We start from the raw sequence: 12,936 nt of genomic DNA, 5'->3' as shown, positions 1-12,936 counted from the left end.
TCGCTCAGGAAGCCGCTCCGGCCAGGGCATCGAGGTGCCGGTCGAGCTGGTCGTCCAGCCGGTCGGCATCGTGCAGCGCGGCGACCCTGGCGCGCGCCGCCACGCCCATGGTCTCGGCCAGGTGCGGCGCGGTCGCCAGGCAGGTCAGGGCATTGGCCAGGGCACCCGCGTCGTGCTCGTCGGCGAGCAGGCCGGAGACGCCGTTCTCGACCAGCTCGGGAATGCCGCTGTGCCGGGTCGAGACGACCGGCATGCCGGTCGCCATGGCCTCCATCAGGGTGACCGGGATGCCCTCCTGGTCGCCGTCGGGCGCGGTCACGCTGGGTGCCAGCAGCACGTCGTGACGGTAGAGCGCGGCGAGGATCTCCTCCTGCACCTGCCAGCCGCGGAAGCCGACCAGCCGCTCGATGCCGAGCGCGCGGGCCTGGGCCTCGAGGCTGCCGCGCAGCGGGCCGTCGCCGATGATCGTGTAGGCGAGGTCGATGCCGCGGCGCGCGGCCTCGGCGACCGCCGCGAGGCCGTCGGCGACGCCCTTCTTGTCGACCAGGCGGCCGACCGTGACGACGCGCAGCGGCTCGCCGGGCGCGCGCCGGCGCGGCCGGACGGCGAAGCGCTGCAGGTCGACGCCCATGCGCAGCACGCCGATCCGCTCGGCCGGGCAGCCGAGGCGCGCCAGGCGCCCGGCCAGGTAGTCGGAGATCGGCAGGAAGAGGTCGCCGCGGCGCAGCAGCCGGCGGTAGGCGTCGGGCTGCCGGCGCAGGCAGACCGTCAGGTCGGCGCCGTGGAAGGTCGTCACCAGGCGGCCCTGCACCGCACCGATCGCGCGCAGCTGCTCGACCATCGCGCCGACCGGTCCGAAATGGCAGTGCAGCACGTCGAAGGGCGGCTCCGCGATCAGCCGATGCGCCCAGAACAGCATGCGCAGGTTGATCGCGTCGCGGCCGAAGCGGAGCGGGTCGAGCGTGCGCGGCAGCACGGTCGGGCGGCTCAGGCCGTGGCGCAGCAGCGCGCCTGCGGCCGTCGCGGCGCGCCGCGGACGACTCGCCGGCATGCCGAGGTAGCGGGTCCGCTCGGCCAGGCCGTGGGCCAGGAAGTCGGGGTGGGTCAGCGGCTCGGCGCGCGGCTGGTCGGCGAAGACCGTGACCTCGTGGCCGCGCGCCCGCAGGCCGACGACCTGGCGCAGCACGAAGGTCTCGCTGAGCGCCGGGAACTCGCTGACGAAGACCGCGATGCGCAGCGGCGGGCCGTGACGCGGCGGCGCCTGCCGGTCCTCGGGCGGCACGAGGTCGTTCGCGGGGCGCTGGCCGAGGTCCAGGGCGGAAGAGCTGGTCATGGCGGCTCGCTTCGCTGGTGGAGAGGTGCTCGGGACCTTAACGAGCGGCCGCCGGCCGGGGCTGTGACCGCTCCGTGGAAAATGGCCCGCGGGGCCGCAGCGACAGGGAGGCCGGCATGACCCCCGATAGGACCGCCGTCGATCCGACGCTCGTCAGCATCATCATCCCGACCTACAACCGCGTCCGGGTCGTCGAGCAGGCCGTCGCCAGCGCTCTCGCCCAGAGCTACCCGCACAAGGAGGTCGTGGTCGTCGACGACGGCTCGAGCGACGGCACGCTGGGGCGCCTGGAGGCCCTGGACGAGCCGCGCCTGAGGCTGCTGTCGAGCCCCTGCAACGGCGGCGCCGCGCGCGCCCGCAACCTCGGCATCGCCGCCAGCCGCGGCGGCTACGTCGCCTTTCTCGATTCCGACGACCGCTGGGAGCCCTGGAAGCTGGAGGCCCAGGTCGCCCGCTTCGAGCAGGGTCCGCCGGAGCTCGGCCTGGTCTACTGCGGCCGGCGGGTGACGCTGCCGGGCGGCGGCGAGCTGGAGATCCGGCCGCGGCTCAGGGGCCGGGTCTTCGAGGAACTGGTGCGCCGCAACCTCGTGCCGCTGCCGACCGTGATGGTGCGGCGGTCGGTGCTCGACGAGATCGGCGCCTTCGACCCGCTGCTGCCGGCCTGCGAGGACTGGGACCTGGTGCTGCGCATCGCCCGGCGCCACCTGCTCGACTACGTCGCGGAGCCGGGGCTGCTCTACGACGGCAGCGGCGCCGACCGGCTGTCGGGCAAGGCGCGCGCCGTGTTCATCGCCAACCACCTGATCTTCCGGCACTTCGCCGGGCGCCGGCCGGGGCGCCGCACGCTGGCGGCCCATCTCGCCCTGCAGTCGCGCGAGCTGATGGCGCTCGGCCGCCACCGGCTGGCCCGGCGCTACGCGATCGCCTCGCTCGGCCTCGCGCTCGAGTCGGACGAACGGCTGGCGCAGCGCACGCTGCGCGACCTGGCCCGGCGCCGGCCGCTCGGCCGGCTGCTGACCCGCGCCTATGCGCAGCGCCGCCAGCTGTCCTGGCATTGAGGGAAGAATCGATGGCCGACGCGACGACAGAACTCCCCGCCGGCGCGGGCCGCCTGCCCTTCGTCGGCCGCCTCGCCGAGGCGGCGCGCGACACGGCGCTCGGCTACCGGCAATGGCTGGAGGCCGAGCTCGACAGCGCGCGCGCCGGCCGCCGCGCCGTCGCCGTCACGGCGCGGCATGCGCTGCTGGTCGCCAGCTCCCTGCCGCCGCGCTTCGACGGCGGGGTGTTCCGGCCGCTCTCCTGGCTGAAGTATGCCGGCGAGAACGGCTGGCGACTCTCCGCGGTGACCCGGGCGCCGGACGGCGAGATCACCGAGGCCGGCCGGCAGCTCGCCGCGGCGATACCCGCCGGTGTCCGGATCCTCGCGGCCGAGCCGCCGGCGCTGCGCCCCAGCCACAAGCTCTTCCAGCAGATCGACGGCGACTTCCTGCAGGCGCTGGCGCTCTACCGCGCCGCTGCCCGGGGATTCGCCGAGGACCCGCCCTCGGTGGTCGTGGCGACCGGCCCGACCTTCGCCTCCTTCGCCGCCGGCCTGCTGCTGGCGCGCCGCTTCGCGGCCCGGCTGGTGCTCGACTATCGTGACGAGTGGAGCCGGAATCCCTTCGGCTTCGTGCGGCGCGGCCGCGACGACCGGCGCTGGGAGCGGCGCTGCCTCGCCCGCGCCGACCTGGTGCAGTTCACCACGCGCGGCCAGCTGCGCCACAACAGCGACGCCTTCCCCGGCCTGATCGGCGCCAAGGGCGCCGTGCTGCTCAACGGCTGGGAGCCGGATCCGGCCGCCGAGGCGGCGGAGCCGCGCGGCGACGGCCGGCTGGTGCTCGCCTTCAGCGGCGTGCTCGGCACCATGGCCTCGCCGCAGCCCTTCCTCGACGACCTGGCCGCCGTGCTGGCGCGCCGCGCCGACCTCGGGCAGCGGCTGCGCCTGCGCTTCATCGGCCGTCGGCTGCCCTGGGCCGAGCGCCTGCTCGAGCGCTTCCCCCATCCGCAGCTGATCGAGCGGATCGAGCAGCGGCCGCGTGCCGAGGCCGACCGGCTGATCCGCGAGAGCGACGTGCTGCTGCTGATGACCGACGACGACATGGCCCGCTACCTGCCGGGCAAGGTCTTCGAGTACCTGGCCACCGGCCGGCCGATCCTGGCCCACGGCGCCGACGGCGAGGCGCCGGCCCTGGTGCGCCAGCTCGGCGCCGGCCGCCACGTCGCGGCCGGCGCGCCGGTGGCGCTGGAACGGGCGCTCGACGCGATGATCGAGCGGCCGGCCGAGGCCTGGAACGGCGCGGTGCGGCGCGACTGGGCGGCGACCCATACCCGCCGGCAGATGGCCCGGGTCTTCTTCGGCCGGCTCTCGGGCCTGGTCGAGGCCGCCGCCGCGAGGGAGGCCGGCCGATGAGCGTGCGCCGCTCGACCTACTACTCCTTCGCCGCGCGCAACGCCGGCGTGCTGATCAACTTCGTCGCCACGGTCTTCATCGCGCGGCTGCTGACGCCGGCCGAGATCGGCGTCTTCGCGGTCGGGGCGGCCTTCGTCACGCTCAGCCAGATCGTCCGCGATTCCGGCCTCGGCAACTACCTGATCCAGGAGCGCGAGCTGACCCCCGAGCGGCTGCGCGCCGCCATGGGCATCGGCATCCTGACCGGCGTCGCGCTCGGCCTGCTGATCGTCGCCATCGCCGGGCCGCTCGCCGAGTTCTACGGCCATTCCGGGGTCGAGCAGGTGCTCGACATCCTGGCGTTCACCTTCCTGCTGGCACCGATCAACGCGATCGGCATCGCGCTGCTGCGCCGCGATCTCGCCTTCGGCTTCAGCAGCTGCTTCGAGATCTTCAGCAACCTGGTCTGGGCCGGCGTCGCGGTGCTGCTGGCCTACCAGGGCGCCAGCTACCTCTCGATGGCCTGGGCCGCGCTCGCCTCGACCCTGGCGCAGTGCCTCTGCTTCCTGCTGCTGCGGCCGGGCTTCATCCTGATCCGGCCGGCGCTCGGCGAGTGGCGGCGGGTCCTCGGCTTCGGCTCCCTGGTCACCCTGACCCATCTGGTCATGCAGATCGGCGTGCTGTCGCCGACCTTCGCGCTGGGCCGCATCGGCGGCGTCGACGCCGTCGCCTTCTTCAACCGCGGCAACAGCCTGACCCGGATGTTCCGCGACACGATCGAGCGCGGCGCCGGGGTGGTCGCCCTGCCGGCCTTCGCCGCCGACCTGCGCCAGGGCGCCTTCCGCAAGGAGGGCTACCTCTACGCGACGGCGCTGATGACCGGCATCTCCTGGCCGTTCTTCTGCCTGCTCGGCCTGATGGCCTATCCGATCGTGCGCATCCTGTTCGGCGACCAGTGGGACGCCGCGGTGCCGGTGGTGCAGCTGCTCGCCGTGGCCAACATCGTGCACGCGCCCAAGATCCTGGCGCCGCAGGTGCTGATCGCGGTCGGCGCGGTGCGCCGGGCCCTGGCCATGGAGGTCGCCGTGCAGGCCTTCCGCGTGGCCGTCACGGTGGCCTGCGCCTTCGAGGGCTTCGTCGCCGTGGCGGCGGCGCAGATCGCCGTGCACCTGGTCGCCTTCGCGATCATCCAGCTGCTGGTCCGGCGCACCGTCGGTCTCGGCTTCGGCGCGCTGATGGCCTCCTGCGGCCGCAGCTTCGCCGTCGCGCTGGCCAGCGCGGCCGGTCCGCTGCTGGTCGCGCTCTTCTATCCGCCGCGGCCCGACCTGCTGTGGCCGCCGCTGCTGGTCGCGCTGGCGACCGCCGGGATCGGCTGGCTGGCGGCGATCTTCGCGACCGACCATCCGCTGCGCGGCGAGATCACGCTGCTGACCGGCAAGGTGCGGTCCCTGGCGCTGCCGCGCGGCGCCTGAAGGGACGGGAGGAGGAGGGGAGGGGGCGGCGGCCTACTGGGCCGCCGCCGGCAGCTGCTCGGCCTCGGGGAAGCCGAGCTCGACGCAGCCCTTCTCGCAGTCGTGGGACCGCTCGGCGAAGGAGAAGGCCTCGGCCCAGCGCCGGACGATCACCTGCTCGCCGGGCCGGCCCGCGTCGTCCAGGATGACCGACGCGCCGGGGGCGAGCCTCGGGAACAGCAGCGGCCCGGCCGGGAAGCGCGCCTGCTCGGCGTGCGGCAGGGCCGGCGGCCCGTCGACGAACAGCAGGTCGATCGCGAGGTCCTCGGAGAGGCCGCCGAGGTCGTACCAGCGGCAGCGCTGGCCGGCCACCGCGCGCTCGACCAGCGGCGCATCGATCACCGTCGCCCATTCGGCGAGGCCGAAGTCGCTGAGCGTCCGCCGCGTCGCCGCGGCGAAGGCCGGGTCGTGGTCGAGGGAATAGACGTGCCCCACGCCGTTGAGCCGGCAGGCCTGGGCCTGGACGATGGTCGAGACGCCGGAGCCGCACTCGACGATGGTCCGCGGCCGGGCGCTCCGCACCCGGCGCAGCAGCACCAGCAGGACGTCCGGCGAGGCCGCCCAGCCGCGCAGCAGCGGCAACGGCCGGGCGAGGCCCAGCTCGTGGTCGAGCAGCTGCAGCTGCTGCAGGTTCCGGGTGATCCCGAGCGACAGGCCGCGCACCGCCTCGTCGGTGCGGTAGAGCGTCCGGTGGACCTGCCGGACCTTGTAGACCAGGTAGGCCGACAGCAGGAGCGAGAGCGCCGCCAGGCCGAGTGCGGCGAGCAGCAGCTCCGCGCCGAGGGGCGCGAGGGGGCTTGCGGACACCGGGCCGGTCAGCGCTGCGCGAAGGCGGCCGAGAGCGGCAGCGCGACGGCCGGCGCCCGGCTGCGCCGGGGGTGCTCGCGCGTCTCCGGGCGGTTCTGCAGGAACCACTCGTAGGTCTGCGCCAAGCCCTCGGCGAGCGGGATCGTCGGCGACCAGCCGAGCGCCCGGATGCGACCGATGTCGAGCAGCTTGCGCGGCGTGCCGTCGGGCTTCGAGGCGTCGAAGCGCAGCTCGCCCTCGAAGCCGACGACGTCGGCGACCAGCTCGGCCAGTGCCCTGATGGAGAGGTCCTCGCCGGCGCCGATGTTGATCGTGCTCTCGTCGGAGTAGTGGGTCATCAGACGCAGCGCCGCGTCGGCCAGGTCGTCGACGTGCAGGAACTCGCGGCGCGGCCGGCCGCTGCCCCAGACCTCCATGAAGGCCGCGCCCTCGCGCCGGGCCCTGTCGGCCTTCAGCATCAGCGCCGGGATGACGTGGCTGCCGAGCGGGTCGAAGTTGTCACCCGGGCCGTAGAGGTTGGTCGGCATCGCCGAGATGAAGTCGCAGCCGTGCTGGCGGCGGTAGGCCTGGCACAGCATGACGCCGGCGATCTTGGCGATCGCGTACCACTGGTTGGTGGGCTCCAGCGGGCCGGTCAGCAGGGCGTCCTCGGGGATCGGCTGCGGCGCCAGGCGCGGATAGATGCAGGACGAGCCGAGGAACAGCAGCTTCTCGACGCCGTGGCGCCGGGCCGCCTCGACGACGTTCGCCTCGATCATCAGGTTCTGGTGGAGGAAGTCGGCCGGGTAGCTGTCGTTGGCGTGGATGCCGCCGACCTTGGCGGCCGCCATGAACACGGCCTGCGGCCGCGCCGCGGCCATCCAGGCCTCGGTCTGCTCCCATGAGGTCAGGTCGACCTCGGCGTGGCTGCTGCGCAGCAGGTGGCAGCCCTCGCGCCCGAGCCGGCGCAGGATCGCCGAGCCGACCATGCCGCTCTGGCCGGCGACCCAGACGCGCTTGTTGCGAAGATCGTAGAGCTGCTCAGGCATTGGTCAGGACCTCCCGTCGCAGGCTGCGCATGTCGGCCTCGACCATCTCGGCGATCAGCGCGTCGAACGTGGTCCGGTGGCGCCAGCCGAGCTTGCGGTGGGCCTTGCTGGGATCGCCGAGCAGCAGGTCGACCTCGGTCGGCCGGAAGTAGGCCGGGTCGATGGCGACCAGGACGTCGCCGCTGCGCCGGCAGTGGCCCTTCTCCTCGACGCCCTTGCCGTGCCACTCGATCGGCCGGTCGACGAGCTCGAAGGCGCGCTCGACGAACTCGCGCACGGTGTGGGTCTCGCCGGTCGCCAGCACGTAGTCGTCGGGCTGGTCCTGCTGCAGGATCCGCCACATGCCCTCGACGTAGTCGCGGGCATGGCCCCAGTCGCGCTTGGCGTCGATGTTGCCGAGATGCAGGCGAGGCTGCAGGCCCAGCTCGATCGCCGCGACGCCGCGGGTGATCTTGCGGGTGACGAAGGTCTCGCCGCGGATCGGGCTCTCGTGGTTGAACAGGATGCCGTTCGAGGCGTGCATGCCGTAGGCCTCGCGGTAGTTCACCGTGACCCAGTAGGCGTAGAGCTTGGCGGCGGCGTAGGGGCTGCGCGGCCGGAACGGCGTGGTCTCGCGCTGCGGCGTCTCGGCGACCTGGCCGAACAGCTCCGAGGTCGAGGCCTGGTAGAAGCGCACGCGGTCGGTCATGCCGAGGGTGCGGATCGCCTCGAGCAGGCGCAGCGTGCCGATCGCATCGACGTCGGCGGTGTATTCCGGCGCGTCGAAGCTGACCTGGACGTGGCTCTGGGCCGCCAGGTTGTAGATCTCGGTCGGCTGCGCCGTCTCGACCAGGCGGATCAGGTTGCTCGTGTCGGTCATGTCGCCGTACTCGAGCAGGAAGCGGACGTCGCCCTCGTGGCGGTCCCGGTAGAGGTGGTCGACGCGCGCGGTGTTGATCAGCGAGGCGCGCCGCTTGACGCCGTAGACCTTGTAGCCCTTGTCGAGCAGCAGCTCGGACAGGTAGGCGCCGTCCTGGCCGGTGGCGCCGGTGATGAGGGCGACCTTGTCAGTCATTCGTGACTCTCCGATGGGGGCGGGAAGGAAGGGCCGGAACGGCGGGCCGGGGCCTCAGGGCCGCTCGGCCCGGAGCACCGAGGCGATGGCTTCGGCCGCGCGCGGCCAGGAGTAGTTGGCGACGACGTGGCGCTGGCCGGCCGCACCCATGCCGGCCAGTCGGTCGGGATCGGAGACCGCGTCGAGCAGCGTCTCGGCCAGCATCACCGGGTCCGGCTGCGGCACCAGGAAGCCGTAGCGTCCGCCGCCCGTGATCTCGGGCAGGCCGTTGCGCTCCAGGCCGGCGACCGGCGTGCGCGAGATCAGCGCCTCCAGGTAGACCTGGCCCCAGGGGTCGTTGAGCATCGGCTGCAGCAGCAGGCTGGCCGAGTGCATCAGCTCCTCCAGCGCGTCCCAGGACAGGCGCCCGACGACGTGGACGCCGGGCTCGTCGCCGACCAGGTCACGCCAGCGGTCGTGGCCGGCGATGATCAGGCGCAGGTTGGGCCGCTGGCGCCGGGCGATGCGGAAGGCCTTGACCGCCAGGTTCCCGCCCTTCTCGGCGAAGAGGTGCTTGGCGACGAAGACCAGCGGCCCGCGCGCGTAGTCCTTGAGGCCGGTGTAGGGCCGGATCTGCCCGAAGCCCGAGCCGACCGCGGTGACGCGCTCGGGCGCCACGCCGTAGTGGCCGATCAGGTTGTCGCGGACGTAGCGGCCGAAGGTGAAGATGTGGCTGGCCTGGTCGTAGGCCTGGTGCTCCAGCTCCTCGAAGCGGCGGTACTCGCGGGTCTCGCGGTGGCCTTCGCCGGACCGTACCTGCATCGCCAGGTCCCAGGTGTGGTCGCAGTAGAGGTAGTGGTCGATGCCGTCCCCGGCGTTGCCCGGCAGGTCCAGGGTACCGGTGTGCAGGATGCGGTCGAGGCCGAGGCGCTTCGCCTCCTCGGTCACCGCCAGCGCCCGCGCCCGGCGGGCCACCGGATCGCGCAGCAGCACCTCGCGGCGCAGCGGCAGGCTGCGCGACAGCAGCACGTGGCGCCAGGCGTGCCACAGCGCCTGGCCGCGCGGCAGGCGGGGATTGACGCTGGTCACCTCGGCGCCGAGCGCGCCCAGGGCGCGCGCCAGGTTGTTCGGCGCGCCCGACCAGGTGAGCGGCAGCAGGGGATCGCCGAACACGCTGGTCATGGCGAGCCGGATCGTCTCGGCCCCGGAAGCCGGCGCCGCGTCGGGCGGCGGCGGCACCGGCCAGCGGGTCTCGAACGGGCTGTCGGACAGAGACATCTGCGCTCCCTCGATTCGGCAGCACGCAGGCTGCGACTGACGAAGGCCCCACGCGCCTGCGGAGGCCTTCGAGCCGTGCGCTTCTGCCCACGGCGTCCAGGGGAACGCAGAGCCGCCCGAAGCGGCCAGTGATCAAGCTGTGGTGCCTGGTGGCCGACCCGTGACCAGGCTGTGGCCTCGCCCGCCGGCCGCGCGTCTCGACCGCGCGAGCGCCGGGCGCTATAGGATCGAGGTCCCTCCTGTACGCCACCTTCCAGACGAGAGGTCGCCCGCCATGCCGCTTCCGCCACTCCGGGCGCAGCGTCTTCGCCTGACCGCCCGCCAGCGCGCCGAGCGGGCGCTGGAGCGCGTCGCCGCCCTGCCGCCCCTGCAGCTCGGGCGGATCTTCACGGCCCTCGATCCGGAGCGGATCCTGGCGGCGGCCGATGCCGCCGACGCCCGGCGCGCGGAAGGCGAGGCGCTGCCGCTGCACGGCCTGACGGTCTCGATCAAGGACCTCTTCGACGAGGCCGGCGAGATCACCGGTGCCGGCTCGGTCGAGCTGCTGTCGGGCGTGCCGGCCGTGGCCGACGCCGAGGTCGTGCGCCGGCTGAAGGCGGCCGGCGCGGTGCCCTTCGGGCGGACGACCATGAGCGAGTTCGCCTACTCCGGCGTCGGCCTCAACCCGCACTACGGGACCTGCGGCAACAGCCGCGATCCCCGGCGCGTGCCCGGCGGCTCGACCTCGGGCGGCGCGGTCGGCGCCGCGCTCGGCCTGGTCGAGGTCGCCCTCGGCTCGGACACCGGCGGCTCGGTGCGCGTGCCGGCCGCGCTCAACGGCCTGGCCGGCTTCAAGCCCTCGCAGGCCGCGGTGCCGCTCGACGGCGTCTTTCCCCTGGCCGGCAGCTACGACTCGATCGGGCCGCTGGCCGGCGACATCGAGACCTGCGCCGAGGTCCACGCCGTGCTGTCGGGCACGCTCGGCCGCGTCGACCGCGAGGCGGGGGTGCGCGGCCTCAGGATCGGGCTGCTCGGCGGCTTCCTGCTGGACGGGCTCGACGCCGCCGTCGCCGCCGACTTCGAGGCGGCGCTGGGCCGGCTGGCCCGGGCCGGCGCCGAGCTGCTGCCGGCCGAGGCGCGCTTCCTTGAGGCGGCCGGCCGCTGCAACCGAGCGATCGTCGCGAGCGAGGCCCACGCGATCCACGCCGGGCGCATGGCGGCCCTGGAGACCAGCGGCGACCCGCGCGTGCTCGGCCGCCTGCGCGTCGCCGAGACGCTCGACCGGGCCGAGGTGGAGGAGGCCTGCCGCCTGCGCGCCGAGGCGCAGGGCGCCTGGGCGCGGCTCGCGGCCGGCTTCGACCTGCTGGTCGCGCCGACCGTGCCCTGCGTCGCGCCGCTGATCCACGACGTCGCCCGCGACTTCGACCGGCTCAACGCCCTGGTGCTGCGCAACACCTCGGCGATCAACTTCGCCGACGGCTGTGCTGCGACCCTGCCGATGCAGGCGGCGGGCGCGCTGCCGACCGGCCTGATGGTCTGCGCCGCCAACGGCGCCGACTGGGCCTGCCTGGACGCCGCTGCCCGGATCGCCCTACTGGTCTGCCCGGCGGAAGGTCACTGCGCGACCGCCATGTAGAGGGACAGCGTGACGACGGAGAGGACGGTGGTCGCCAGCACGACGCGACCGGTGAGCAGCGCTTCGCGCCCGTAGAACTCGGCGAGCATGAAGGGGCCGGTGCCCGTCGGCAGCGCCGCGAGCAGCACGGCGGTGTGCGTGGCGATCGCCGGCAGGCCCAGGATCGGCGCGGCGACCAGCCAGGTCACGGCGGGCTGCGCGACCAGCTTCAGACCGATCAGCAAGGCTTCGATGTTTCGGCCCGCGGCGGGGCGCTGCCCGGCATTGCCCGCCAGGAACAGCCCGAGCGCGACGAGCGCGCAAGGCGAGGCGGCGCCGCCGAGCAGGGTGAGGAACCGCTCGATCGCCTCGGGCAGGGGCCAGCCCGAGGCCATGACGATCGCCCCGAGGGCCGGCGCCACCAGAAGCGGATTCTTCGCCAGGGCGAGCAGCGTCTTCCGCGCGATGTCCCGGCGGCGCGCCTCGGAGCGGAGCCCGCTCTCGATCAGGACGATCGCGAGCGCGAAGAGGATGCAGACCGTCACGATCGTCGCCACGAGCGTCGGCCCCATGCCGGAGCCCCCGAGTACCGCGAGGACCAGGGGAAAGCCCAGGAAGCCCGTATTGGCATAGCTCGCGTTGAGCCCGTCGATCGCGGCATCGGCCAGGTGGCAGCCCTGGCGCATCCTGATCCAGAGGGTGAGCGCGAAGACGACCGCGCAGCCGAGCGCGAAGGCCAGGATGAAGCCGGGCTGCCAGATCTCGGACAGGCTGGCCTTGGCCATGATGTCGAACAGCAGGGCCGGGAGCGCCAGATAGACGACGAGCCGGTTCACCTCGCGGGTGGCGGTCGGGCCGAGCGCGTTGCTGCGCCGGGCGATCCAGCCGGCCAGGATCAGGGCGAAGATCGGCAGGACGATGAGCAGATTCGAAAGCATGGCGGGCCCCGAGGCGTGACGCCGCTTTCCTTATCGGGCTCTGTCCATACAATCCAATCCAACCAGAGTGAAGGATCGATACCGAGGAGGTATCAGTGGATACGCGCCAGATGCGCTACTTCGTGGCCCTCGCCGAGACCCTGCACTTCGGCCGAGCCGCCGAGCGGATGCACATGACGCAGCCGCCCTTCAGCCGGCAGATCGCCAATCTGGAGCGCGAGCTGGGCGTGCGCCTGGTCGATCGCGACTCGCGGCACGTCAGGCTGACGCAGGCCGGCGAACGGTTCCTCGAGGATTCCCGCGCGGTGCTCGCCCGCTTCGAGAGCGCTTGCCGCGACGCCCGGCTGGTCGCCGAGGGGCAGAAGGGCGAGCTGCGCCTCGGCTTCATGATGCATGCCGCGCATCGCATCGTGCCCCGGATCGTCAGTTCCTATTCGCGCCTGCGGCCGGATGTCCGCGTCGTCCTGTCGGAGACGACGCCGGCGGACATCGAGCGGAGGCTCCTGCACGGCGAGCTCGACGCCGCCGTCACCTTCGCCGGCCGGCCCTTTCCTCAACTGCAGGCCGTGCCGATCCTGACCGACCGTCTCTGCCTGATCGCCCCGCCCGAGCACCCGCTGGCCGCGCGCGACCGCATCTCGCCGGGCGACCTGGAAGGGGAGGACCTGATCGCCGCGCCCGCCGCCGTGGCCGCGATCCTCCGTGCGGCGATCACGCGCTACCTCGAGGCGGGCGGCGTCGTTCCCCGATTCCGGTTCGAGCCGCAGCTGCAGCAGACGATCCTGCGCCTCGTCGCGGCCGGGCTCGGCGTCGCGCTGGTGCCCGGATCGATCTGCGACGACGGGATGCCGGATCTCGTCTCCCGGCCGCTGGCCTCCGCGCCCTCGCTGGAGGTCGTCCTCGCCGTTCCGCACGGCTCGATCAATCCCGCGGTCGCCCCTCTCGTCGACCTGGTCCGCCGGGAAGGGGCCGCGCCGCGATGATCC

11 protein-coding genes are annotated in these 12,936 nt (G+C 73.6%); 5 read left to right on the top strand and 6 right to left on the bottom strand.

All coding sequences use genetic code 11. The features are described from left to right. Positions 1-4: 4 nt before the first annotated feature. The gene (locus B9O00_RS22090; RefSeq protein WP_085124910.1) at positions 5-1,333 is read right to left on the bottom strand and encodes a glycosyltransferase; all 1,329 of its coding nucleotides are present in this window, start codon (positions 1,331-1,333) and stop codon (positions 5-7) included. A 116-nt stretch (positions 1,334-1,449) separates the two neighbouring features. On the opposite strand from B9O00_RS22090, the gene B9O00_RS22085 reads away from it, so the two are divergent. Genes B9O00_RS22085 through B9O00_RS22075 form a run of 3 tightly spaced genes read left to right on the top strand, consistent with a single transcriptional unit; the run spans position 1,450 to position 5,233 of the window. Beyond that, a complete protein-coding gene (locus B9O00_RS22085) occupies positions 1,450-2,391 on the top strand; it encodes a glycosyltransferase family 2 protein (RefSeq protein ID WP_085124909.1) in 942 nt (313 codons plus the stop codon). An 11-nt stretch (positions 2,392-2,402) separates the two neighbouring features. Next, positions 2,403-3,782 (top strand): glycosyltransferase family protein, encoded by a 1,380-nt coding sequence (locus tag B9O00_RS22080; protein ID WP_085124908.1) that lies wholly within the window; start codon positions 2,403-2,405, stop codon positions 3,780-3,782. Continuing rightward, positions 3,779-5,233 carry an oligosaccharide flippase family protein gene (locus tag B9O00_RS22075; protein WP_085124907.1) on the top strand — a complete coding sequence of 485 codons (1,455 nt, stop codon included), beginning with the start codon at positions 3,779-3,781 and terminating at the stop codon, positions 5,231-5,233. The genes B9O00_RS22080 and B9O00_RS22075 overlap by 4 nt, the downstream gene beginning before the upstream one ends. Positions 5,234-5,266: 33 nt before the next feature. Here the strand turns inward: B9O00_RS22075 and B9O00_RS22070 are convergent, their stop codons facing one another. Genes B9O00_RS22070 through B9O00_RS22055 form a run of 4 tightly spaced genes read right to left on the bottom strand, consistent with a single transcriptional unit; the run spans position 5,267 to position 9,418 of the window. Then, entirely contained in the window at positions 5,267-6,079 is an 813-nt protein-coding gene (locus B9O00_RS22070; protein ID WP_200808628.1) for a class I SAM-dependent methyltransferase, read from the bottom strand. A gap of 8 nt (positions 6,080-6,087) precedes the next feature. After that, entirely contained in the window at positions 6,088-7,107 is a 1,020-nt protein-coding gene (locus B9O00_RS22065) for a GDP-L-fucose synthase family protein (RefSeq protein WP_085124906.1), read from the bottom strand. Then, the gene (gene gmd / locus B9O00_RS22060; RefSeq protein WP_085124905.1) at positions 7,100-8,161 is read right to left on the bottom strand and encodes a GDP-mannose 4,6-dehydratase; all 1,062 of its coding nucleotides are present in this window, start codon (positions 8,159-8,161) and stop codon (positions 7,100-7,102) included. The genes B9O00_RS22065 and gmd overlap by 8 nt, the downstream gene beginning before the upstream one ends. Before the next feature lie 54 nt (positions 8,162-8,215). Next, positions 8,216-9,418, bottom strand: a complete 1,203-nt coding sequence (locus tag B9O00_RS22055; RefSeq protein WP_085124904.1) for a glycosyltransferase family 4 protein — start codon at positions 9,416-9,418, stop codon at positions 8,216-8,218. 274 nt (positions 9,419-9,692) lie between these two features. Between B9O00_RS22055 and B9O00_RS22050 the strand changes: the two genes are divergently transcribed. After that, complete coding sequence (locus tag B9O00_RS22050; RefSeq protein ID WP_085124903.1) at positions 9,693-11,033, top strand: amidase family protein; 1,341 nt, start codon at positions 9,693-9,695, stop codon at positions 11,031-11,033. Here B9O00_RS22050 and B9O00_RS22045 read toward each other — a convergent pair. Then, positions 11,012-11,950: an AEC family transporter gene (locus B9O00_RS22045; protein WP_085124902.1), complete on the bottom strand. Its 939-nt coding sequence runs from the start codon at positions 11,948-11,950 to the stop codon at positions 11,012-11,014. The genes B9O00_RS22050 and B9O00_RS22045 overlap by 22 nt on opposite strands. Positions 11,951-12,045: 95 nt before the next feature. Between B9O00_RS22045 and B9O00_RS22040 the strand changes: the two genes are divergently transcribed. Beyond that, a complete protein-coding gene (locus tag B9O00_RS22040; protein ID WP_085124901.1) occupies positions 12,046-12,933 on the top strand; it encodes a LysR family transcriptional regulator in 888 nt (295 codons plus the stop codon). The last annotated feature ends 3 nt before the right edge of the window (positions 12,934-12,936 follow it).

This window comes from Tistlia consotensis USBA 355, assembly GCF_900177295.1.
Classification (GTDB): domain Bacteria; phylum Pseudomonadota; class Alphaproteobacteria; order Kiloniellales; family DSM-21159; genus Tistlia; species Tistlia consotensis.
The sequence above is the reverse complement of the archived record's forward strand: the minus strand, read 5'-3'. Positions and strand labels throughout refer to the sequence as shown.